Annotated in this window: 15 protein-coding genes; 6 read left to right on the top strand and 9 right to left on the bottom strand. The window is 70.3% G+C overall.

Annotation, left to right across the window (positions count from 1 at the left end; translation table 11 throughout):
* Positions 1 to 1,371: bifunctional rhamnulose-1-phosphate aldolase/short-chain dehydrogenase (gene rhaD, locus ABD120_RS23360; RefSeq protein WP_343952124.1), on the bottom strand; the 1,371-nt coding region annotated here is incomplete at its 3' end.
* Positions 1,372 to 1,499: 128 nt separating this feature from the next.
* The gene (rhaI, locus tag ABD120_RS23355) at positions 1,500 to 2,660 is read right to left on the bottom strand and encodes an L-rhamnose isomerase (protein ID WP_343952193.1); all 1,161 of its coding nucleotides are present in this window, start codon (positions 2,658 to 2,660) and stop codon (positions 1,500 to 1,502) included.
* A gap of 221 nt (positions 2,661 to 2,881) precedes the next feature.
* Between rhaI and ABD120_RS23350 the strand changes: the two genes are divergently transcribed.
* Positions 2,882 to 3,883 (top strand): LacI family DNA-binding transcriptional regulator, encoded by a 1,002-nt coding sequence (locus ABD120_RS23350; protein ID WP_343952123.1) that lies wholly within the window; start codon positions 2,882 to 2,884, stop codon positions 3,881 to 3,883.
* A 130-nt stretch (positions 3,884 to 4,013) separates the two neighbouring features.
* Here ABD120_RS23350 and ABD120_RS23345 read toward each other — a convergent pair whose 3' ends face one another.
* The 4 genes from ABD120_RS23345 to ABD120_RS23330 form a co-directional block, all read right to left on the bottom strand.
* Positions 4,014 to 5,621, bottom strand: a complete 1,608-nt coding sequence (locus tag ABD120_RS23345) for an AMP-binding protein (RefSeq protein ID WP_343952122.1) — start codon at positions 5,619 to 5,621, stop codon at positions 4,014 to 4,016.
* A 204-nt stretch (positions 5,622 to 5,825) separates the two neighbouring features.
* A complete protein-coding gene (locus tag ABD120_RS23340) occupies positions 5,826 to 6,686 on the bottom strand; it encodes a poly(ethylene terephthalate) hydrolase family protein (protein WP_343952121.1) in 861 nt (286 codons plus the stop codon).
* A 195-nt stretch (positions 6,687 to 6,881) separates the two neighbouring features.
* Entirely contained in the window at positions 6,882 to 8,468 is a 1,587-nt protein-coding gene (locus tag ABD120_RS23335; protein WP_343952120.1) for a hypothetical protein, read from the bottom strand.
* A 71-nt stretch (positions 8,469 to 8,539) separates the two neighbouring features.
* Positions 8,540 to 9,550: a LacI family DNA-binding transcriptional regulator gene (locus ABD120_RS23330; protein ID WP_343952119.1), complete on the bottom strand. Its 1,011-nt coding sequence runs from the start codon at positions 9,548 to 9,550 to the stop codon at positions 8,540 to 8,542.
* Between the two features lie 167 nt (positions 9,551 to 9,717).
* Between ABD120_RS23330 and ABD120_RS23325 the strand changes: the two genes are divergently transcribed.
* The 5 genes from ABD120_RS23325 (at position 9,718) to ABD120_RS23305 (ending at position 16,262) form a co-directional block, all read left to right on the top strand.
* On the top strand, positions 9,718 to 11,007 hold the full coding sequence (locus ABD120_RS23325; protein ID WP_343952118.1) for an ABC transporter substrate-binding protein: 1,290 nt from the start codon (positions 9,718 to 9,720) through the stop codon (positions 11,005 to 11,007).
* On the top strand, positions 11,001 to 11,855 hold the full coding sequence (locus tag ABD120_RS23320) for a carbohydrate ABC transporter permease (RefSeq protein WP_343952117.1): 855 nt from the start codon (positions 11,001 to 11,003) through the stop codon (positions 11,853 to 11,855). Before ABD120_RS23325 ends, ABD120_RS23320 begins: the two co-directional genes overlap by 7 nt.
* Positions 11,852 to 12,670: a carbohydrate ABC transporter permease gene (locus ABD120_RS23315; protein ID WP_343952116.1), complete on the top strand. Its 819-nt coding sequence runs from the start codon at positions 11,852 to 11,854 to the stop codon at positions 12,668 to 12,670. Before ABD120_RS23320 ends, ABD120_RS23315 begins: the two co-directional genes overlap by 4 nt.
* Positions 12,667 to 13,656, top strand: coding sequence for a serine hydrolase domain-containing protein (locus tag ABD120_RS23310; RefSeq protein ID WP_343952115.1), 990 nt, complete (start codon positions 12,667 to 12,669; stop codon positions 13,654 to 13,656). The genes ABD120_RS23315 and ABD120_RS23310 overlap by 4 nt, the downstream gene beginning before the upstream one ends.
* Before the next feature lie 107 nt (positions 13,657 to 13,763).
* Complete coding sequence (locus ABD120_RS23305) at positions 13,764 to 16,262, top strand: family 78 glycoside hydrolase catalytic domain (protein ID WP_343952114.1); 2,499 nt, start codon at positions 13,764 to 13,766, stop codon at positions 16,260 to 16,262.
* Here the strand turns inward: ABD120_RS23305 and ABD120_RS23300 are convergent.
* From ABD120_RS23300 to ABD120_RS23290, 3 genes are all read right to left on the bottom strand, one after another.
* Positions 16,226 to 16,777, bottom strand: coding sequence for a GNAT family N-acetyltransferase (locus ABD120_RS23300; protein ID WP_343952112.1), 552 nt, complete (start codon positions 16,775 to 16,777; stop codon positions 16,226 to 16,228). The genes ABD120_RS23305 and ABD120_RS23300 overlap by 37 nt on opposite strands.
* Before the next feature lie 118 nt (positions 16,778 to 16,895).
* Positions 16,896 to 17,204, bottom strand: a complete 309-nt coding sequence (locus ABD120_RS23295) for a hypothetical protein (protein ID WP_343952111.1) — start codon at positions 17,202 to 17,204, stop codon at positions 16,896 to 16,898.
* A gap of 232 nt (positions 17,205 to 17,436) precedes the next feature.
* Positions 17,437 to 20,586, bottom strand: coding sequence for a S8 family serine peptidase (locus ABD120_RS23290; RefSeq protein WP_343952110.1), 3,150 nt, complete (start codon positions 20,584 to 20,586; stop codon positions 17,437 to 17,439).
* Positions 20,587 to 20,621: the final 35 nt, after the last annotated feature.

The following is a 20,621-nucleotide window of genomic DNA, read 5'->3' as shown; positions in this document are numbered from 1 at the left end:
CCGCGCCTTCTCCAGGTCGAGGTCGGCGACGACGACGCAGGCGCCCTCGGCCGCGAGCCGGGCGGCGACGGCCTTGCCGATGCCGGAGGCCGCGCCGGTGACGAGCGCGATGCGCGTCGCGTGCGGCTTGGGCTTCGGCATCCGCCGCAGCTTGGCCTCTTCGAGCTCCCAGTACTCGATGCGGAACTTCTCCTCGTCGGAGATGGGGGTGTAGGCCGACACCGCCTCGGCGCCGCGCATCACGTTGATCGCGTTCACGTAGAACTCTCCGGCCACGCGCGCGGTCTGCTTGTCCTTGCCGAACGAGAACATGCCGACGCCGGGCACGAGCACGATCGCCGGATCGGCGCCCCGGATCGCGGGAGTGTCCTCGCTCGCGTAGGCGTCGTAGTACGCCTGATAGTCGGCGCGGTACTGCTCGTGCAGTTCCTTGAGGCGCGCGATGCTCTCCTCGACGCTCGCCGACGCCGGCAGGTCGAGGACGAGCGGTTTCACCTTCGTACGCAGGAAGTGGTCGGGGCAACTGGTGCCGAGCGCCGCGAGCGGCTGCAGCTTCTCACGGGACAGGAACTCGAGCACTGCCTCGCTGTCGGTGAAGTGGCCGAGTTGCGGCCTGTCGTGCGACGCGAGCCCTCGGATCGTCGGCGCGAGCGCGGCGGCCCGCGTGCGCCGCTCGGCCTCGGGCAGCGGCTCGTAGCCCGGCACGACCGGGCCGAACGGCTCGGGCTCGCCGTGCTCTGCGAGGTAGGCCGCGGCGGTGTCGATGATCCACAGCGAGTTCTTCTCGCTCTCCTCGGAGGTGTGGCCCCACGCGGTGATGCCGTGGCCGCCGAGGATGCACCCGACCGCCTGCGGGTTGTTCGCCTTGATCTCCGCGAGGTCGAGGCCGAGCTGGAAGCCCGGGCGGCGCCATGGCACCCACACGACGCGGTCCCCGAAGATCCGCTTCGTGAGTTCCTCGCCCTCGGCGGCGGTCGCGATGGCGATGCCCGAATCCGGGTGCAGGTGGTCGACGTGGGCCGCGTCGACGAGCCCGTGCATGGCCGTGTCGATCGACGGCGCGGCGCCGCCCAGCCCGAACAGGCAGTGGTCGAACGCGGTGACCATCTCGTCCTCGCGCTCGACGCCCGGGTACACCTTCACGAGGTCGCGGAGCCGGTCGAGGTGCAGCACCGCGAGGCCGGTCTCGGTGAGCGTGCCGAGGTCGCCGCCCGAGCCCTTCACCCAGAGCAGTTCGACGGGCTCGCCGGTGACCGGATCGGTTTCGCTGCCCTTGGCCGAGGTGTTGCCGCCGGCGTAGTTCGTGTTCTTCGGGTCGGCGCCGAGGCGGTTCGACCGCGCGATGAGGTCGGCGGCTGCCTGGTTCGTCATAGGTCAGGTCCTTCGGTGTGGCGGGCGGTGGTCTGTGGCGCCGTCGGCGAGCCCCGTGATCTCTCGCGGGTCACCGGGGAGCGACGCTCTCCGGGCGGGAACGGTCGATGCTCGGCGACTCGACGGGCTCACGCTCCCCAGCCGGCCTGCGTACCGCCGATGCGCTCCTCAGCGGTCCGGGCGAGGTAGCCCGACTCGGCGAAGGCTCTCATCGGATCTGCGGCCAGGCCACGCGACTCGCGCCATTCCGCGAGGGCGGGGCGCACGTCGGTGTGAAAGGCGTCCATGAAGACGCGGTTCGCCTCAAGCACGTCGCCGCCGCGCTGGGCGGCGGCCAGGGCCTCACGGTCGACGAGCAGGGCGCGCGCGGTCATCTCCTGCACGTTGAGCACCGAGCGGAGCTGGCCGGGGATCTTGGCCTCGACGTTGTGGCACTGGTCGAGCATGAACACGACGTCGGGATGGTTGAGGCCGCCGCCCCGGATGACTTCGAACAGGATGCGGAACAGCTGGAACGGGTCGGCCGCGCCGACGATGAGGTCGTCGTCGGCGTAGAAGCGCGAGTTGAAGTCGAAGGAGCCGAGCTTGCCGAGGCGCAGCAACTGCATGACGATGAACTCGATGTTGGTACCGGGCGCGTGGTGGCCGGTGTCGAGGCAGACCATGGCCCGGTCGCCGAGCGCGGCGACCTGGGCATAGCTCGTGCCCCAGTCGGGCACGTCGGTGTGGTAGAACGCCGGCTCGAAGAGCTTGTACTCAAGTACGAGGCGCTGCCCGTCGCCGAGCCGGTCGTAGATCGTCTTCAGCGACTCGTGCAGGCGGTCCTGACGGCCGCGCAGGTCGGCCTGGCCCGGGTAGTTGGAGCCCTCGGCGAGCCAGATCTTCAGGTCGCGGCTGCCGGTGGCGTGCATGACGTCGATGCACGCGAAGTGGTGGTCGATGGCCTTCCGCCGGATCCTCGGGTCCTCGTGGGTGAGGGCGCCGAACCTGTAGTCGTCGTCCTGGAAGGTGTTCGAGTTGATCGTGCCGAGGGTGACGCCCAGGTCTTCGGCGTGCTTGCGCAGGTCGCCGTAGGAGTCGACGCCGTCCCACGGGATGTGCAGGGCCACGGTCGGCGCGAGGGCCGTGTACGTGTGCACCTGGGCGGCATCCGCGATCTTCTCGTACGGGTCGCGCGGCGTGCCCGGGGTCGAGAAGACCTTGAATCGGGTGCCCGAGTTGCCGAACGCCCAGCTCGGCAACTCGATGGCCTGCCGCCCGAGCTCGGCCAGGATGTCCGGGGAGAGCATGGTCACGATCGCTTCCTTCCGTCGGTCGGGGGTTCGTCGAAGGGCTCGGCCAGGTGTCGAGCGCACCATGTCGAAGGCGAGTGGCGTACGATTGAATCGTTTCAAACGATAGGCACAACGGCCAGTGCAAGCAAGTCACGCCGATCGCGAAGCGCTATGTTCTCGGAATGCCCGACCATCCGAGAGGTCGCCGCCGGGTCGATGCGCCAAGGGGAGAACCGATGACAGTGAGCGTTCGCGACGTCGCAGCCGCGGCGTCGGTCTCTGTCGGCACCGTCTCCAATGTCCTGAACCACCCGGACAAGGTCGCCCCGGCAACCGTCGAACGCGTGCTCTCCGCGATCGAAGAACTCGGCTTCGTCCGGAACGACGCGGCTCGGCAACTACGAGCAGGGATCAGCCGTTCGATCGGGTTGGTGGTACTCGACGTGCGCAACCCCTTCTTCACCGAGGTCGCCCGTGGTGCCGAAGATCGCGCGGCCGAGGAGGGGCTGACCGTACTGCTCGGCAACAGCGGCGCGGACAGCGCCCGAGAAGCGGCGTATCTCGATCTCTTCGAGGAACGGCGGGTTCACGGCCTGCTGATCACGCCGCTCGACGAGGAACTCGCCAGGCTTGAGCGGTTGCGCCACCGGGGTACTCCGGTCGTGCTCGTCGACCGGCAGGCGCTCCCCGGCAGCTTCTCCTCAGTGGCGGTCGACGACGTCGCCGGTGGGTTCCTCGCCGCTCGGCACCTGCTCGAACGTGGCCGCCGCCGGATCGCCTTCGTGGGTGGGCCACTCGGCATCCGGCAGGTCTCCGATCGCCTCAAGGGTGCTCGCCGCGCTGTCGCCAAGGTCGCGGGCGCCGCGATCGAGGTGTTCCCGACCGAGAGCCCGACGGTGCTGGAAGGCCGTACCGCCGGCGAGGTCCTGCAGGCCAGAGCCCCGGCGGAGCGCCCCGACGCGGTGTTCGCCGCCAACGATCTGCTGGCGACGGGACTGTTGCAGGCGCTCATCCTGCGCGGAAAGCTCCGCATACCCGAGGACATCGCACTGATCGGATATGACGACATCGACTTCGCCGCCTCGGCGATCGTGCCGCTCTCCTCGATCAGGCAGCCGGCCGCTCTGCTCGGTCAGACGGCGGTCGATCTCCTGCTCCGGGAGGCGTCGGGGCGCGGCGCGAAAGAGCAGGTCGTCTTCCGGCCCGAACTCGTGGAGCGAGCCTCGACGCAAGCCTGATCCTGTCGCCGTCCGCACCTGGCCGAGGTGCTGTCCGCCGTGATGATCGTGGCCACCACGCGCCCGAACCAGGCGGAGGACCGGCTCACCGCCTGTGATCACGAACACCGGGTGACCCCCCACGACCGGCTCATCGGTCGAGCCCGAGCAGGCGTACGCCCTCCTCGCGCATCTCGACCTTGCGGATCTTGCCGGTGACCGTCATCGGGAACCCGTCGACGACATGGACGTAGCGCGGAATCTTGTAGTGGGCGAGCTTGCCGGCGCAGAACTCCCTGACGGTCTCGGCGGTCAGGGGGGTGCCGCCCTGGCGGATGACGATCCAGGCCATGAGCTCCTCACCGTACTTCTCGTCGGGCACGCCGATCACCTGTACGTCGGCGATGTCGGGGTGGCGGTAGAGGAACTCCTCGATCTCCCGGGGGTAGACGTTCTCGCCGCCCCTGATGACCATGTCCTTGATCCGGCCGACCACGTTGACGTAACCGTCGGCGTCCATGGTGGCCAGGTCGCCGGTGTGCATCCAGCGGGCGGCGTCGACGGCCTCGGCCGTACGCTCCGGCTCGTTCCAGTAACCGAGCATCACCGAGTAGCCGCGCGTGCACAGTTCGCCGGGCTCGCCGCGCGGCACGGTCAGCCCGGTCTCCGGGTGCGTGATCTTGACTTCGACGTGCGGCATCACCCGTCCGACGGTCTCGGTGCGACGCTCCAGGCCGTCGTCGGACCTGGTCATGGTGGAGACGGGAGAGGTTTCGGTCATGCCGTAGCAGATGGCGACCTCGGCCATGTTCATCTCGGTGACGACGCGCCTCATCACCTCGACCGGACACGGTGAGCCCGCCATGATGCCCGTGCGCAGGCTGGACAGGTCGTACCGCCCCGCGAGGGCGAGTTCGGCGATGAACATGGTCGGCACGCCGTACAACGAGGTGCATCGTTCCTGTTGTACGGCCCGCAGCGTCGCCTCGGGGTCGAAGCCGGGCGCGGGGATGACCACGCACGCCCCGTGCGAGGTGGCGCCGAGGTTGCCCATCACCATGCCGAAGCAGTGGTAGAAGGGCACCGGCAGGCACACCCGGTCGTGCTCGTCGTAGTGAAGGAGTTCGCCGACGAAGAATCCGTTGTTGAGGATGTTGTGGTGTGAGAGCGTGGCGCCCTTGGGGAAGCCGGTCGTGCCGGAGGTGTACTGGATGTTGATCGCGTCGTCGGCGCTCAGCGAAGCCATGCGCGCGCGCAGCCGCTCCTCGGGGACGGTCAGCGCCAGCAGCCGGTCCCAGCCGGAGTCGCCGAGGTAGACGACGTCGGCGAACCCGATCTCCTCGACCATCGCCCGGTAGTCGCTGCCCTTGTGCGTGAGCGCGCTGATGAGCAGGCGCAGGCCCGACTGCCTGACGACGTAGTCGAGTTCATGGCTGCGATAGGCGGGGTTGACGTTGACCAGGATCGCGCCGATCTTCGCGGTGGCGTACTGGACGATCACCCATTCGGCGCAGTTGGGGGCCCAGATGCCGATGCGGTCGCCTTTGGCGATGCCGGAGGCGAGCAGCGCGAGGGCCAGCCGGTCGATGTCGTCGTTGAGCTCGGCGTAGGTCCAGCGACGGCCCGAGGGGACGTCGACGAGTGCCTCGCGGTCGCCGAAGCGCCGTACGGTCCGTTCGAAGTCGTCGCCGATGGTCTCGCCCAGGAGCGGGGTCCGTGCGACCCCGCTCGAATAGGACAGCATGTCAAGAACCTCCATCGAAGATCAGGGTGTGCCCGAGTGGCCGGCCGGGATCGCCGATCCCGGCGAAGCGTACCCAGGCGGTGTGCATCGCGTCGGCCTCCTGGGAGATACGCCCGACCGGCAGCGAACGTCCGCGCGGGTCGGTCAACGGGACGGCCGGGTCAGGGCGGGCTTGGTCGGTACTGCTCTCGCCGCGTCAGGCCCGCCCTGGTGGCCGTCCTAGGTGAGGTTCTTGAGGGCCTGGTCCTGCCAGGCGGTGTTGGTGGGGAGTTCGGGGGTGGCGCCGACGAAGGCTCCTCGGGCCTGGGTGTCGGCCATGAGCCGGTAGCGGAGCCAGGCGGTCACGTAGCCGAGGAAGCCGCCGCCGGTGTTCTGGATGTCGTTGTGGCCGGCGCCTTTGAGCATCGCCTTGCCCGCTCCGGCGGTGGCCTGGTCGTAGTAGCCCTGCACGGTCGCGGCCGAGGAGATCAGCCAGTCGTTCACACCGCTGAGGAAGAGCACCGGGCAGGTCAGGGCGGCGACGGAGAACTCGTCTCCCGGGCTCGCCATCCAAGGCGCGGGCACGGCGATCGGCACGACGGTCTTGATCAGCCCGGCGGAGTGGTTGGCCGCGTTGACGGATCCGCCCGCGCCCTGGGAGTGGCCGACGGCGGCGACCTGGGTGGTGTCCAGCTTGCCGTGGAAGACGCTGGCAGGGTCGGTGTTGAGGCCGACGAGGTGCTGGGCGGCGGCGAGGATCTCGGCGCCGGTGCCCGTGGTCGTGTCGGTGGAGGCGACCACCGCGAAACCCCAGGAGGCGAGGTGGTTGAGCAGTCCCGGGTAGTTGTCGGGGGTGGCCCACGAGCCGTTGCCCCAGGTGACGATCGGGTGGGTGACGCCACCCGAGCCCAGGGTCGAGGGGTGGTAGAGCCGGTGGCCGCCCGAGGTGCCGGTGGTGACCGGCCATGGACCCGTTGCCCGGTAGGTCGCCTCGATGGTGGAGGCGGCGGCGGCCGCTGTGGTGGTGGACGACAGGAATCCGGCGGACACGAGGCCGAGCGCCCCTGCTCGCAACGCCTGCCGGCGGGTGAAGTTCTCCATGGTCACCTCGATGAGTCGTGCGGAGACGTGAACATCTCCGGAGAGAAGTGCGCTGTCAAGAAGCGGACTGAAGGAAGTCCCGGCCGCCGTTCCGCTCCCCCGGGGCGACAGCCGGGACGGCCGCGCACGTGGCCGGCATCGGACGCCCGGCGTCGGCGACGGTGTGCCGACGCACGGGCGTCCTCCTGTCGTTGCTCACGCACATCCCGGCGTGCCGGAGGCGCGCTGCTGGCGCATGGCGGTCACGTCGCCCGCGACGGCCGACTGCGCCATCGGGCCGAGGTCGAGCACGACGTCGGTGAAGGCGAGCGACGCCTTGCGCATCGCCGGGATGTCGATCGCCTCGGCGCCGAACTGCGGCGTGAACAGCGTCTTGGGCGCGGCGATGGGCGAGATGACGGGCAGCAGGTGCTGGTTGTAGGGCGTGCCCTCGCCGCCGAAACTGCAGTGGCGCGGCACGGTGTTGAGGTCGGCCGCCGACAGGCCCTTGAGGATCGCGGTACGCCGCACGTCCCAGTGCTCGATGTGGCCCTTGACCAGTTCGCGCAGCGGCGTGCTCTCGCTGACCGGGACCAGCAGCAGTTCGGTGAGGGTGGGGTTGGCGACGAGTTGCTTGCCGGGCAGGCCGTTCGGCCTGGCGACCGCGTCGTAGCGCTTGGCGCCGAGGTGCTCGACGACGACGACGGAGGAGACCCCGCCCTGGTCGTACTCAGCGTCGAGCTGGGCGGCGAGTTGACCGGCGCCGCCCTCGCGGACGTCGGGTCCGGTCAGGTGCTGGTACAGGTGCCCGGTCACGAACGCGAACTGCACGGTACGCGGACGGCAGGCCACCGGCAGAGACGAGAGGTAGCGGGCCATCTCGATCATGGTGAGCGGGCCGTTGTCCCACACCGGGCTCATGCCGTCGGTGTGACTCTCCACGACGATCTTCTGCGCGCTCCCGCCGGGGAGAGTCGCGAGCAGGGTGCGCGTCGTCGTCGGCGTCCAGGCGGCGTTCACGGTCAGCGTGGCCTGGACCTGCTGCCCGGCGGCCAGTGCGTCCTTGATCTGCTTGCCCTGGTCGGCACCGACGTAGGCACCCGGCACGCCGTACGGCAGGCCCTCGTAGGGCGCGTACATACCCGCGATCTGGGCGTGCGGGAGCTGGCTGACCTCGATCACGCCCAGGGCGCCCGCGGCGGCGGCCGCCTTGAGGTCGGCGTCGGCGGCGGCCGGGGCCTCCATCGACTCCGAGCCGAGCAGATTGATCGTCATGCCCGGGTCGTACATGGAGTAGCCGAGCGTGGGCGGGTAGAAGAGCAGGTTGGGCACGTTGGTCCACGGCAGGTCCCGGACGACGATCTTCCCGGCGGCGTTGGCCGAGGTGATGTTCGTCCCGGCCGCCAGGTGGACGAGCGGCGCCGAGACGCCGCCCGTGCCGGTCGAGGAGGAGAACGGCACGGGCGCCGCGACCTGCACGTTCGTCCCGCCGACGGTCAGGCCGGTGCCCAGGTTGTCCCAGCGGTTGATGGCGTAGGGCAGGGAGGAGAACTGGAGGCCGGGGATGGTGGCCATCTCCTCCTCCAGCCACTCGATGTAGCCGGCCTGTGCGGTCGAGCCGGTCGGCCTGGGTCCGAACGTCGCCTGCCGCTCGGCGAGAGCGGTCAGGCGGGCCTCGGAGGCGAACGCGGCTGGATCCACCCTGACCGGACAGTTCTGGGCGGTGGCGGCCGCTTGCGCGGAGGCCGGTAGCGCCGGTGCGACCAGCGGGAGGAGAAGGGCGAGGAGAGCGAGACGTCTCACGTGGGGGGGTCCTTCCATTGAATCGTTTCATGCCAAGGCCGCGACGAGTCCCCCGACTTGCGGCCGAACACTCAGAGGCGCGGCGGCCCTGTGGTTCCTCGGACGATCAGCGTGGGTGACACCGACGAGGTCACCGACCGCGAGCGTCCCTCTATTCGCTCGACGAGCAGGCTCGCGGCGGTCGCCCCGATCACCTGCCCGTCCTGGTCGACGCTGGTGAGCGAGACGCGCTTGAGCGAGGCGATGCCGATGTTGTCGTAACCGGCGACGGAGAGGTCCTCCGGCACCGACAGGCCCGCCTCGTCGGCGGCGCGCAGCACGCCGAGCGCCGCGATGTCGGCCCCGGCGAAGATCGCCGTGGGCCGGTCGGCGCGCGCGAGCAGTTCCCGCGCGCCCTCGAAGCCGCCTTCCTCGGTGAAGGAGGTGGCCAGCACGTCGTCGGCGAGTCCGTGTGCGCGCATCGCCTGGCGGTAGCCTTCGGCGCGCACCATGTGCGGCAGTCCCTGGGCGCGGGCCCGCTCCAGGTGGGTGATGTGCGCGATCCGGGTGTGCCCGAGCCCGACCAGGTGGTCGACCACGAGCCCCGCCCCCATCACGTCGTCGTCGACGACCGCGTCGTAGGCGACGGCGCCGCCGTGCCTGCCCACCACGACGACGGGGGTGGCCGTCGCGATGACGGCGAGTTCGGCGTCGGTCAGGACCGGCGCTATGAGGATGAGCCCGTCCATGCTCCGGTCGATCATGGCGTCGGTCATCCTGGCCTGCGTCTTGGGCTCGATCCCGCCGGGCCCGAGCAGCACCTGGTACTCGGTGTCGCCCAGCCGGCCGGTGACACCCTCGATGATGTCGGGGAAGAACGGGTTGCGCGTGTCGGAGAGCATGACGCCCAGGGTGTAGGTGCGTCCGCGCAGGGCGCGGGCCGCGGCGTGCGGGCGGTAGCCCAGCTCGTCGATGGCCTGCGTCACCTTGGCCTGCATCTCCGCGCTCACACCGTAGGCCCCGCGAAGTACCTTGGACACGGCGGCCGTGGACACCCCGGCCCGCCTGGCCACATCCGCGATGGTCACCCGTCCGCTCGTCACACGCCGTCCTTCGTAGAGGTTTCGTAGAACGAACTACACACTTTACTGAAACGTGAGGCTAGCCCGCCGCCACTCCTCAGGTCTACCTCTTGACGCACGAATCTCCCGTGCCCTAACAATGGAGAACGTTCTACACATGCCCCCCTAGCGTGAACAGGAGGACGGGCGTGAGAGCACCATCCCGTCTACTCGGCCCGGCGATCGGCGCCGTCCTCACTCTGGCCCTCTCCGGCTGCGGATCGTCCGCGACGGAGGCGGGCGGCCAGGTCAAACTGACCCTCTGGCACAACAGCGCGGACCCGGCGCCGCTGCTGGAGATGTACAAGAAGTTCGAGAAGCAGTCCGGCCACAAGATCGAACTCGTGTCGATCCCGTCCGACGGGTTCGAGGACACCACCCAGACCAAGTGGGCCACCGGCGACCGTCCGGACATCCTGGAGTACCACGCGACGGTGAGCGGCCTGCTGGCCCTCAACCCGGCCCAGAACCTGCGCGAGCTGACCGGCGAGTCCTACATCGCCAGGTCCGGCGACCTCTACCAGGCCGCCGGGTCCGTCAACGGCAAGGTCTACGCCGCCATCACCGGCTTCCCCCAGGTCTTCGGCCTCTACTACAACAAGAAGGTCTTCACCTCGGCCGGGCTGACCCCGCCCACCGACTTCGCCGAACTCGCCGCCGCCTGCCCCAAGCTCAAGGCCGCCGGGGTCACGCCGGTCTTCGAGTCCGGCGGGTCGATCTGGCCGGTGCAGATCCTGCCCATCCTCTACCTGGCGGGCGCCAACCAGGCCAACGCGTACGGCAAGGCCGTCGCGGGCCACACCAGCACGCTGTCCGACACCGGCTCGCCCTTCGTCTCCGGCCTCACCGCCTACGCCAAGCTGCAGGCCGACGGCTGCTTCAACAAGGACATCGTCACCGCCAAGTTCGAGGACTCCATGAAAGCCCTCGTCACCGGCAAGGCCGCCATGGTCGCCCAGCACTCCGACATGCTCCCGGCCCTCCTCGCGGCCGCCGGCGGCGACCAGAAGACCGTCGACGAGAGCGTCGGCTTCGTCGGCCTGTCCAGCGACAAGCCGGTCGTGACCTACGCGCCCGGCCCGATCGGCACGTTCTACCTGCCCAAGACCGGTGACCCGGCCCGGGAGAAGGCGTCGCTCGACTTCGTGCGCTTCATGACCGGCCCGGCCTACGCCGAGTACATCACCGCGTCCAAGACCTTCCCCGTCCTCAAGGACGTGCCCGACCCGCAGGGCGTCTCGTCCGTGCTGCAGGACGTCAAGAAGGCCTACGACACCGGCGCGGTCATCGCCTTCAACTCCGACATCCCCGGCATGGGCGGGCTGGCCCAGCTCATGTCCGAGCTGATCGCCGGACAGAAGGACCCGCAGAAGGTGGCGACCCAGCTGCAGGGCCAGGTCGAGCAGGCCGCCAAGGCGGCAGGACTGCCCGGATGGTGATGCGGAACAGGGCGGCCTGGCTGCCGTGGGCACTACCGGCGATCGTGCTGGTCGCGGTCTTCTTCGTCGCCCCGTTCCTGCTCAACGTCCGGTTCGCGTTCTCCTCCTGGACGAGCTTCCGTGCCGAGATCACCTGGAACGGGCTGGACAACTTCAGCACACTGATCGACCAGGACCTGCTGGCCAACGCGGTCACCGTGACCGTGCTGTACGCGATCCTGTGCATGGCGATCCAGAACACCGTCAGCCTCTCGCTGGCGCTGGCCCTGCAGCGGACCAGCCGGATCAACACGTTCTTCCGTTCGGCGTTCTTCCTGCCGACGCTCATCTCACCGCTCGCCGCCGGATACATCTGGCGCGGGCTGCTGGCCCCCGAGGGCGCGGTCAACTCCTTCCTCGGCCTCGAATGGGCGTGGCTGGGCGAGTCGTCCACCGCGCTGGTGGTGGTCGCGTTCATCGACGCGTGGAAGTGGAGCGGGCTGATCACCCTCGTCTACATCGCGGGCCTCAACTCCATCCCGAAGTCGCTGCTTGAGTCGGCGACCGTCGACGGGGCAGGGCCGTGGACCCGGTTCCGGCGGGTGGTGTTCCCGATGCTCGCCCCGGCGCTGACCTTCAACGTGGCGGTCACCCTGGTCGGCGCGCTCAGCGCGTACGACGTCATCGCCGCCACCACCGGCGGCGGGCCCGGCGACCACACGCGGGCACTGAACGTGGTGATGCGCCAGCAGTGGGGGCAGGGCTTCTTCGGCTCGGCCAGCGCGCTGGGCTTCACCGTGACGCTGCTGGTGATCGCGACCGCCGTACCCCTCGTGTGGTGGCTGCGGCGCAGGGAGGTGCAGGGATGAGAGCGGTACTCAAGTACACGGTGCTGGCCCTCTTCGCGATCCCGTGGGTGCTCGTACCGGTCTGGCTCGTGGTCGTCAACTCGTTCAAGCCCGCGGGCGAGGCCGCCGAACTCGGCCTCGGCCTGCCCAGGACGTGGGCGGTCGCCGAGAACTACGGCATCGTGCTCGACCGGGGCGGCTACCTGGTGGGGCTGTTCAACAGCCTCAAGGTGACCGTCCCGATCGTGGTGGCCGTGGTGCTGCTCGGCGCGGCGGCGGCCTGGGCGTTCGGGCGCAGCAGGTCGCGGTGGCTGCAGGCGGCCTACTTCGTGATGGGGTTGTCGATCCTGCTGCCGCCGTCGATCATCCCGACGGTCTACCTGCTCCGGACCCTGTCGCTGGACGGCGGCTCGCTCGGCTACGTGCTGACGATGACCGGCTGCCGCCTGGGCATCGTGATCTTCCTGGCGACCGGGTTCGTCAGGGCCTTCCCCCCGGACCTGGAGGACGCCGCCGCCATCGACGGCGCCTCCCGCGCGCAGGTCTTCGCCCGCGTCCTGCTGCCTTTGCTGCGCCCCGTACTGTTCGTCGGCGGCGTGATCCTGATCATCAACGTCTGGAACGACTTCTTCTTCGCCCTCTTCCTGCTCCAGGGCAGCGCGAACGCCACGCTGCCGCTGAGCCTGTTCCAGTTCGCCTCCGGCACCCTGCAGAGCCTGAACTGGAACCTCGTCTTCGCCCACGTCCTGCTCACCACGCTGCCCCTCGTGGCGGTGTACGTCGTCGCGCAGAAGCGCGTCCTGGCCGGTCTCACGGAAGGTGCCCTTAAGGGATGACCACTCACGACTTCGCGCTCGACTGGGTCAGGCGTGAGATCAAGGAGGGGCGGCTGCCGTGCGCGGTGTTCGGCGCCGCGACCTCCGACGGGATCCAGGTGCTGGAGGCATTCGGCGCGCACGACGGCCGCGGCACCAGGACCGACGACCACTTCGCCCTGTTCTCGGTGACCAAGCCGCTGACCGGACTCGCCGCCCTGCGCCAGGTCGAGCGCGGGCTGCTGTCGCTGCGCCGTCCGCTGAAGGACGTCGTGCCCGGTTTCGCCCGTCCCGACGTGACGCTCTGGCACCTGCTCACCCACACCAGCGGCATCGCCGAGCAGACGCTCACGCCCGACAGCCTGCTCGACCATCTCGTCGCCGCGCCGTCGATGTTCGAGGCGGGCACGCTCAGCCACTACTCCAACCTGGCCTTCGCCGGGATCGCGGAGATGATCCGCGACGCCGCCGGCCGCGACCTGGCCGACGTGATCGACTCCGACCTGAACTCGCTGGTGCCCGGTGGCGGACGGATCACCTTCGACCCGGCGTGCGAGGCGGCCGAGGTTCACCACCTGGATCTGCTCGGGCCCGGCTTCGACTTCGACAAGTTCGTCCGGCTGCGCCACCCGGCGGGAGCGCTGTACTCCCGCGCCGAGGACCTCCTGGCGCTGGGCGGCGCGCTGCTGCGCGGCGACCGCGAACTGATCCACCCGACCACCCTGGCCGCCATGACGACCCCGCAGACCACCGGCCTGGTCAAGCTGCAGCCCGACCCGGTCAACGCCGGGCAGGACTGGGGACTGACCTGGAACCTGCGCCACTCGGCTCCCGGCCTGCTGGAGCGGCGGCTGTACGGACACGGCGGCGCCTCCGGCTGCCAGTGGTGGATGTACCCGGAGCAGGACGCGTGCTTCGTGCTGCTGATCAACGTGATGGCGCCGAGCCTGTCCGGCGTCGACGTCGACGGCCTGCACAACGCCTTCACCACCGGGCTCGATGCGTGAACCGGAACTCGGGGGTACAGGTCTCGGGCGCGCAGACGCCCTACATCCGCTCGGCTGCGGCCGGTTCACGAGCGGGTCTGACGTGCGGTCTGGTGGATCCTGTCGGCGTGGACGAGCCGTCGCCGAGGCTATCGTGGGACGCCCGGTTGCCGGCCGAGGCCGCCGTGGTGGTGTCCTCGGCCGGGCGTGAGGTGTGGCGGTCGTCCGTGCCTGCCGGGTCGTACCTCGTGGACGTGCCGGATGAGCTCCTGGACCCGCTGACGCCGTACACGTGGAGTGTGGAAGGGTATGCGAGCGGCGCGTTCACCACGGGCCTGCGCGGACAGTGGGACGCGCCCTGGCTGGCGGGCGACCCCCGGGCGGCGGTCAGCCTGCGCGGCTCGTTCACCCGGCGCCCCGGTCGCGTCTGGCTGGCCGCCACCGCGCTGGGTGTCTACCGGGTGCTGCTCAACGGGGTACGCCTGGGCGAGGAAGAACTGGCGCCAGGCTGGACCGACTACGGCCACCGCACCCGCTACCGGCTGCTGGAGCTCACGGAACTGCTCGCACCGGGCGAGAACGAGCTGGAGTTGTGGCTCGCTCCCGGCTGGTACGCGGGTCACGTCGCCGGTGGCGGCCCGCGCCGCTACGGCGACCGGCCCGCCGCCAGCGCCCAGGTGCTCGTGCGCGACGACGACGGGGTACGCCGCGTGCTCGCCACGGACACCGCCTGGACCCAGCGGGATCTCGGCCGGCCGCGTGCCGACCTGGTGATGGGCGAGACCATCGAGGTCCCTTCGGGGCAGACCGTACCCGCTGTCACGGCCTCTCCCCCGGAGATGCTGGTGGAGGCCGACCCCGCTCCACCGGTGCGGGTGATCGGCACGGTGCCCGCCGTGTCCGTCACCGAGCCCGCGCCGGGGATCCAGGTGGCCGATTTCGGGCGCAACGTCGTCGGGCGGGTACGGCTGCGCGTCGAGGCGCCCGGCCCCGTGCGGATCGTGGTGCGGCACGGCGAGGAGCTGACCGCGACCGGGCGGCTCTACACCGAGAACCTGCGCAGCGCGGACCAGCGTGACGAGTTCGTCCTCGGCCCCGGCTCGCACGTCGTGGAGCCCGCGTTCACCCTGCACGGGTTCCGCTACGCGGAGGTCACCGGCTGGCCGGGCCCGATGACTCCGGACGACCTGGAGGCGGTGCTGCTGTCCACCGCGCTCGCCGTCACCGGTTCGCTGACCGTGAGCGATCCCGCCGTACGCCAGCTCGTGGCCAACATCGGCGCGTCGGCCGACGGCAATCTGGTGAGCGTGCCGACCGACTGCCCGCAGCGTGACGAGCGGACGGGCTGGACGGCCGACATCTCGGTCTTCGGCTCGACGCTCAGCTTCCTGCGGCACACGCAGGCGTTCCTGTCCGGCTGGGTGACGACGCTGATCGACGGGCAGCGGGCCGACGGCGCGGTCCCGCACGTCGCCCCGGTCCTGCCGGAGTACGGCTACGACTCTCCCGTGTGGTCCGACGCGCTGGTCGAGGTGCCGTGGCTGCTGTGGCGGCGTTACGGTGACGACCGCACGCTGCGCCGTGCTTTCGAGCCGATGCGGCGGTGGGCCGACTACTGTCTGGCCCAGGCCGAGGGCGGCATCCGGCCGGGCCGGGCGTTGGGCGACTGGCTGGCCCCCGGCACGGTCGAGACGCCCAAGAGCCTCATCGCCACGGCGTCCCTCGCCCGCAGCCTGCGCCTGGTCGCGCACGTGGCCGACGTGCTCGGCGAACCGCACGCGCCGGAGTACGGCGAGGCGTTCACCCGCGTGGCGGACGCCTTCCAGCGGGCCTTCCTCAACGGGCCGAGGCTGCACACCGAGACGCAGACCGGCTACGCCGTCGCCCTCGCCTGGGATCTGGTCCCGCCCGAAGACCGGGCCGCCTCGGCGCAGGCACTGGCCGAACTGGTCCGCGCCGACGGGCACCGGCTCATGACGGGTTTCGTCGGCACCCCGCTGCTGCTGCCGGTGCTGTCGGAGACCGGTCACCACGATCTGGCGTGCCGGATCTTCAACCAGGAGGGCTATCCGTCCTGGCGCTACCAGCTCCGCGCCGGGGCGACGACCATGTGGGAGCGCTGGGACGCCTGGCATCACCGGCACGGACTGCAGACGCCGGCCATGAACTCCTTCAACCACTACGCCTACGGTTGCGTGGGCGACTGGCTGTTCCGGCACGTGGCGGGCCTGGGCGACGACCCGCGCGGGACAGGGGGCGGCTTCGGCGAGTTGCTGCTGCGTCCCGGTCCCGCCCCGCTGTTGCGCCAGGCGCACGCCCGCTACGAGAGCGCGTCGGGGACCGTCGAGTCGGGGTGGCGGGCGGGGCACGACGGCGTCCAGTTCACGTTCTCCGTCCCGGAGGGCGTGACCGCCCGCGCGGTGCTGCCCGTGCGCGGCGCGTGGGACGGGATGACCGTCAACGGCACCTTCCTCATGGGCCTCAGCGAGCAGTTGCCGACCACCAGGCTGGCCGACGGGGGCTGCGCCCTGAACCTGCCGCCAGGCCGCTGGTCGTTCACGGCCCCTGCGGCGGCCACGGCCCACCTGCTTCAGGAGTGGGACGACCTGGGACGGTCGGCCCGATAGACCACGTGGTCGCGGCCCTCGGCCGGGTTGTCCGGCGTCAGCTCGCCCTCGCCGACCCGATGCAGCCCGGCCTTCTCCAGCGCCCGCCACGACGCCCGGTTGCCCGCCGCCACCGGCACCACCACGCAGGGGGCGCCGGGGTGGTCCGTCCAGGTCGCCTCGACCACGGCCGCGATCATCCTCGGCCCGATCCCCTGACCGGCCCGCGCCTGATCGCCGACCAGGTAGTCGACGGTGACGGCGCCGTCCGGCACCTCCACCAGCGTGCGCAACTCCTCCGCGTAGTCCGGGTAGTCGGCGAAGGAAACCCGCTGCACCAGGCCGACCGGCTCCTCGTCGAGGAAGACCAGGAAGTCCTCCGAGGGCTCCTCACCGCGTGCGGCCGGGCCGAAGTCGCGCTCCACGGCCTCCGGCGAGGTCTCGTGGTTCCACCAGCGCCGCACATGGGGCTGCTCCAGCCAACCGCGCAGCAGCGGGAAATCGGCTACGGCCAGCCGTCGCCAAGTGATCGTCATCGCCTCACCTTGAGCTCGGCCGTGCTGCCGCTCCAGCGCTTCGCACGCCGAAGGAACCCGTTCCTGAAGGACACTCCATTCTTGCTTTCGCGCCTCCCCATCGCGGCCAGCATCTCATTCATACCCGCGCGGAGTGCGCCTCGCATCGGCTGACGCGGTGATCGGCGGCGTGGAGGATGGCGGCGTCGTCGAGCGGCGGATAGATCCAGGACTGGTTGATCAGCCGCTTGCGCTCCTTGCCCTCGGCACCGGACAACTCCACGGCCCGCTCGAATCCGCTGGTGTAGAGCGCGCCCGCCGGGCCGAGATCCAGGCAGGTCACGTACGGGACCGTACTGAAGGCCGCCGGCGGCAGGCTCGTGAGGTCGGCCACCGCGTAGTAGCCCGCGTGCTTGCCCAGCGGGGTCGCGTGCTGGCAGGACTGCACGACGGTGTGCCCGGACTGCAGTACGGCCGAGGCGGTGTCCCCCGCCGCGGAGACGTGTGGCGACCCGTGGACCCGACCGGGGCGCGGCGCACGCCCCGGCCACTCGCTGTTCCGACAGCGGAGCTTGTGCCCTGGACTGACAGACCTCTTCAGGCAGAAGCTCCGCCGATTCGTTCACCGACCCTGATGATTACCCGAGCGGCGTCGAGGTCGGCGGGGTGTTCTGTGCCGATCAGCCGATCGCGTAGGCGCGGCGGACGGTCTGGGTGACCGTGTCGCCGTTGCCGTCGGTGGCGGTCGCGCGCAGCGACACGAATCCGGCGGCGGCCGGGTTGGCGATCCGCGCGGCCCAGTGCGGGCCGACGGCCTTGACCAGGACGGTGGTCCAGGTGGCGCCGTCGTCGGCCGACATCTCCAGGCGCAGGCTCTTCACCTGTGCTTTGGCGGCGCCGGGGTTGCGCTCGGTCCAGATCGGGACCGTGGTGGTGGATCCGGGTTTGGCGCGGTTGTGGTCGTCGAGCCCGTGGGGCGCGTAGCGGACGGCGGTCAGCGGCAGCGCCTGAGGCGAGGGGGTGCGCGCCGAGCGGAACGTCCACGTCGCCTCCACCGAGGTGGACAGCGTGGAGTGCGGCACCTGGCGGGTGCCGGTCGCGGTTAGCGTGTACGTCGCCGCCTCGGCCGGAAGCCGGGCCTCCAGGATGCAGGAGGGGTTCGGCCACTTTGGCTCGCACCGTGTGTAGTCGGTCTTGGCGATGACCTGGCCGTTCTTGGCGAGGGTGACGCTGCCCGTGGCGTCGGCGTCCATGCCGGTCCGGCCTTCGGCGGCGTCGCTGAACAGGCGGGCGGCGTTGAAGGTCAGTCTGTCGCCGTCGCGCGCGCCTGCGGGGGTGGCGAAGGAGGGGCCGCTGACCGCGGCGTTCCACGTCTCGCGGGTGTGGCCGGCGGCCAGGCGCCTGCCGGTGTCCATGACTCTGAAGTTGCCGGTGGCCAGGATGGAACGCCACGCGATGGCGGGCGTGCGGTACTGAATCAGCGTGCCGGGCATGGGGAGGTCAGGTGTACGCGCGTCGTACGTCCAGCGGCCCTCAGTCCATTCGGAAGCCACGGAATGCGCGCCGGTCGTGGCCACGCCGGCGCCCCGGAAGGTGGTGGTCACCTTGGCGAGGTCCTCGGTTCTGGTGGCGTGGGTGAGGTTCTCCGGGATCCCGTCGGTCCCTCGGATGGCGAGGTCGTAGCGGTACGGGCTCGGGGTGGCGCCCCGCTTATGCCATACGCTCCTGGCAATGAAGGTGAACCCTGCCCGTTTCACCGGGATAGCGAAGTTCATGTTCGCCTCGATACCCGGGAACACTATGCCGGTGCTGAGCCACCCGTGGGCCATGAACACCTCAAGGAGGGTATGTGCGGCGGTGGGATCGTCCACGGTGAACGCGAGCGGCTTGCCCTGGCGGGCATCGAGCTTCACATCAGTGGATTCGGTGAGATTCACCATCTGATTGGTGGTCGTGTGCTCGTCGCCGGAACCGCTGATGCCCAGCTGGAAGTTCCACTCGCCAGGGGGGAGCCGGTAGGTGCCCGACCCGATCAAGAACACGTCGCGTTCCTGGCCGTCGGCAGTGTAGGCGTACCCGCTGGCGGAGGCGGGGGCGCCGGTCCGGTCGACGGCGGTGAACCGCACGTCGTAGGACTCGGGTTCGACCCAGGCGTTGGCGACGGTGCGGACGACCTGGTCGCCCGCCTTCGCGGTGACGGTGCCCGGGTAGTCGCCGGGGGCCTTGCCCTCGGCGTCGATCGTGACGGTGACCGGGGTGCTGCCCTTGGCGGGGATCTCGACGCGCTGGGCCGACAGGCGCAGGGTCTCGCCCTCGACGGTGAGGTCGAGGGTGACGGGGGTGTCGGCGGCGTTGGTGTAGACGATCTCGCGGGTGGCCACGCGTCCGCCGGTCGAGCCGTAGGGGAAGGCGGCGTGCAGGTTGGCGGGTGTGGCGACCACCTGCTGCGTCACGGCGCGGAGCACGTCCACGCGTCCGGCGCCCTGGTCGAAGAGGGTGGTGCCGGGCTGGGGCGCGGCGCTGCCGGTCAGGGCGGCCTTGAGCTGCCTGCCGGTCCAGGTCGGGTGCTTCTGGGCCAGGATGGCGGCGGCCCCGGCCACGTGCGGCGCCGCCATGGAAGTACCGGACATGGCCACGTGCGAGCCGTCGGACGTGCCCTTGGCGGCCGCCGCGACGATGTCCACACCGGGCGCGGTCACATCCGGCTTCACCGCATGATCATGGGCCCTCGGCCCCCGGCCGGAGAATCTGGCCATCTTGTCGGACTTGTCGACCGCGCCGACCGTCAGCGCGGCCTCCGAACTGCCAGGACTGCCGACGGTTCCGGGCTCGGAGCCGCTGTTGCCCGCCGCGATGACGAACAGCGTGCCGGTCTGCTCCGAGAGCGTGTTGACAGCCTGCTCGACCGGGTCGAGGTCGGGCGTGTCCAACCCGCCCAGACTCAAACTGACGATCTTGGCCTTGACGTCGACCGCGGCCCACCTCATGGCCACCAGGAGCGCGGACTCGGAGTATCTGTCGTTGCCGATCTTGCCGACGGCGAGTTTGGCGCCGGGGGCGACGCCCTTGTACTTGTCACCGGCACCTGCCAGGGTCGCGGACACATGGGTGCCGTGGCCGTTTCGGTCGGTCGGGTCGGGGTCGTCGGTGAAGTTCCGCGAGTGGGCGACGACGCCCTTGAGGTCGGGGTGGTCGGGATCGTAGCCGGAGTCGAGCACCGCGACGGTGACCCCGGCCCCGGTCAGGCCCTGCTGCCACGCCTGCGGGGCGCCGATCTGCGCGACGCTCCGGTCGAGGGTGGGAGATCGCTGTCCGTCGAGCCAGATCTTGCCGGAGGCGCGCGTACGGGCACCGTCCGCGACGGCCTGCCAGGTCCTGGCGGCCTCGGCCTTCGGGACGTTCATCGTCGCCAGCCCCAGCCCGGCGAGTTGTCTGGCCTGCCGCGCGCCGCCGAGCACGGCCGCCTCCCCCGAGGCGGACTGCGTGATCAGCGGGATCTCGTTCTTCTGCGCGTCGCCGTAGCCCCACTTGAGGAGCTGGGTGACGTTGAACAGCCGCTCGTCGAGCAGCCCTTGCGCCAGCAGGGACTTGGCGTCGGACGGGACGATACGCAGGTCGCCGTCCCGTTGCGTCACCTCGAACCGGACCTTGCGCTGCGGACCGGGCTCGATGTGGTAGCCCTGACCGGTGACGGTGACCCGGTCGCCGGTCAGCAATGTGACCGTGCCCGAGTCCGCCGCTGCGGAAGTGGCTTCAGCGGTGGCCGGGAGTGCGCCCGTGCCCATGGAAGCCACCAGCGCCGTGGCGAGAATCCCGTTGCGTAATCTCATGCATCTCCTCGTCGATGTGTCCCGACACCGAGTCG

Origin of the sequence: Nonomuraea longicatena (assembly GCF_039525605.1) — a bacterium.
In the GTDB taxonomy this organism is placed as follows: domain Bacteria; phylum Actinomycetota; class Actinomycetes; order Streptosporangiales; family Streptosporangiaceae; genus Nonomuraea; species Nonomuraea longicatena.
The sequence above is the reverse complement of the archived record's forward strand: the minus strand, read 5'-3'. Positions and strand labels throughout refer to the sequence as shown.

What these genes read in the sequence shown, in the direction of transcription:
- rhaI (WP_343952193.1), bottom strand. Translation starts at nt 2,660, where the DNA reads ATGCTCTCCCCGGACATCCTGGCCGAGCTCGGGCGGCAGGCCATCGAG.
- ABD120_RS23350 (WP_343952123.1), top strand. Translation starts at nt 2,882, where the DNA reads ATGACAGTGAGCGTTCGCGACGTCGCAGCCGCGGCGTCGGTCTCTGTC.
- ABD120_RS23345 (WP_343952122.1), bottom strand. Translation starts at nt 5,621, where the DNA reads ATGGAGGTTCTTGACATGCTGTCCTATTCGAGCGGGGTCGCACGGACC.
- ABD120_RS23340 (WP_343952121.1), bottom strand. Translation starts at nt 6,686, where the DNA reads ATGGAGAACTTCACCCGCCGGCAGGCGTTGCGAGCAGGGGCGCTCGGC.
- ABD120_RS23320 (WP_343952117.1), top strand. Translation starts at nt 11,001, where the DNA reads ATGGTGATGCGGAACAGGGCGGCCTGGCTGCCGTGGGCACTACCGGCG.
- ABD120_RS23315 (WP_343952116.1), top strand. Translation starts at nt 11,852, where the DNA reads ATGAGAGCGGTACTCAAGTACACGGTGCTGGCCCTCTTCGCGATCCCG.
- ABD120_RS23310 (WP_343952115.1), top strand. Translation starts at nt 12,667, where the DNA reads ATGACCACTCACGACTTCGCGCTCGACTGGGTCAGGCGTGAGATCAAG.
- ABD120_RS23300 (WP_343952112.1), bottom strand. Translation starts at nt 16,777, where the DNA reads ATGACGATCACTTGGCGACGGCTGGCCGTAGCCGATTTCCCGCTGCTG.
- ABD120_RS23290 (WP_343952110.1), bottom strand. Translation starts at nt 20,586, where the DNA reads ATGAGATTACGCAACGGGATTCTCGCCACGGCGCTGGTGGCTTCCATG.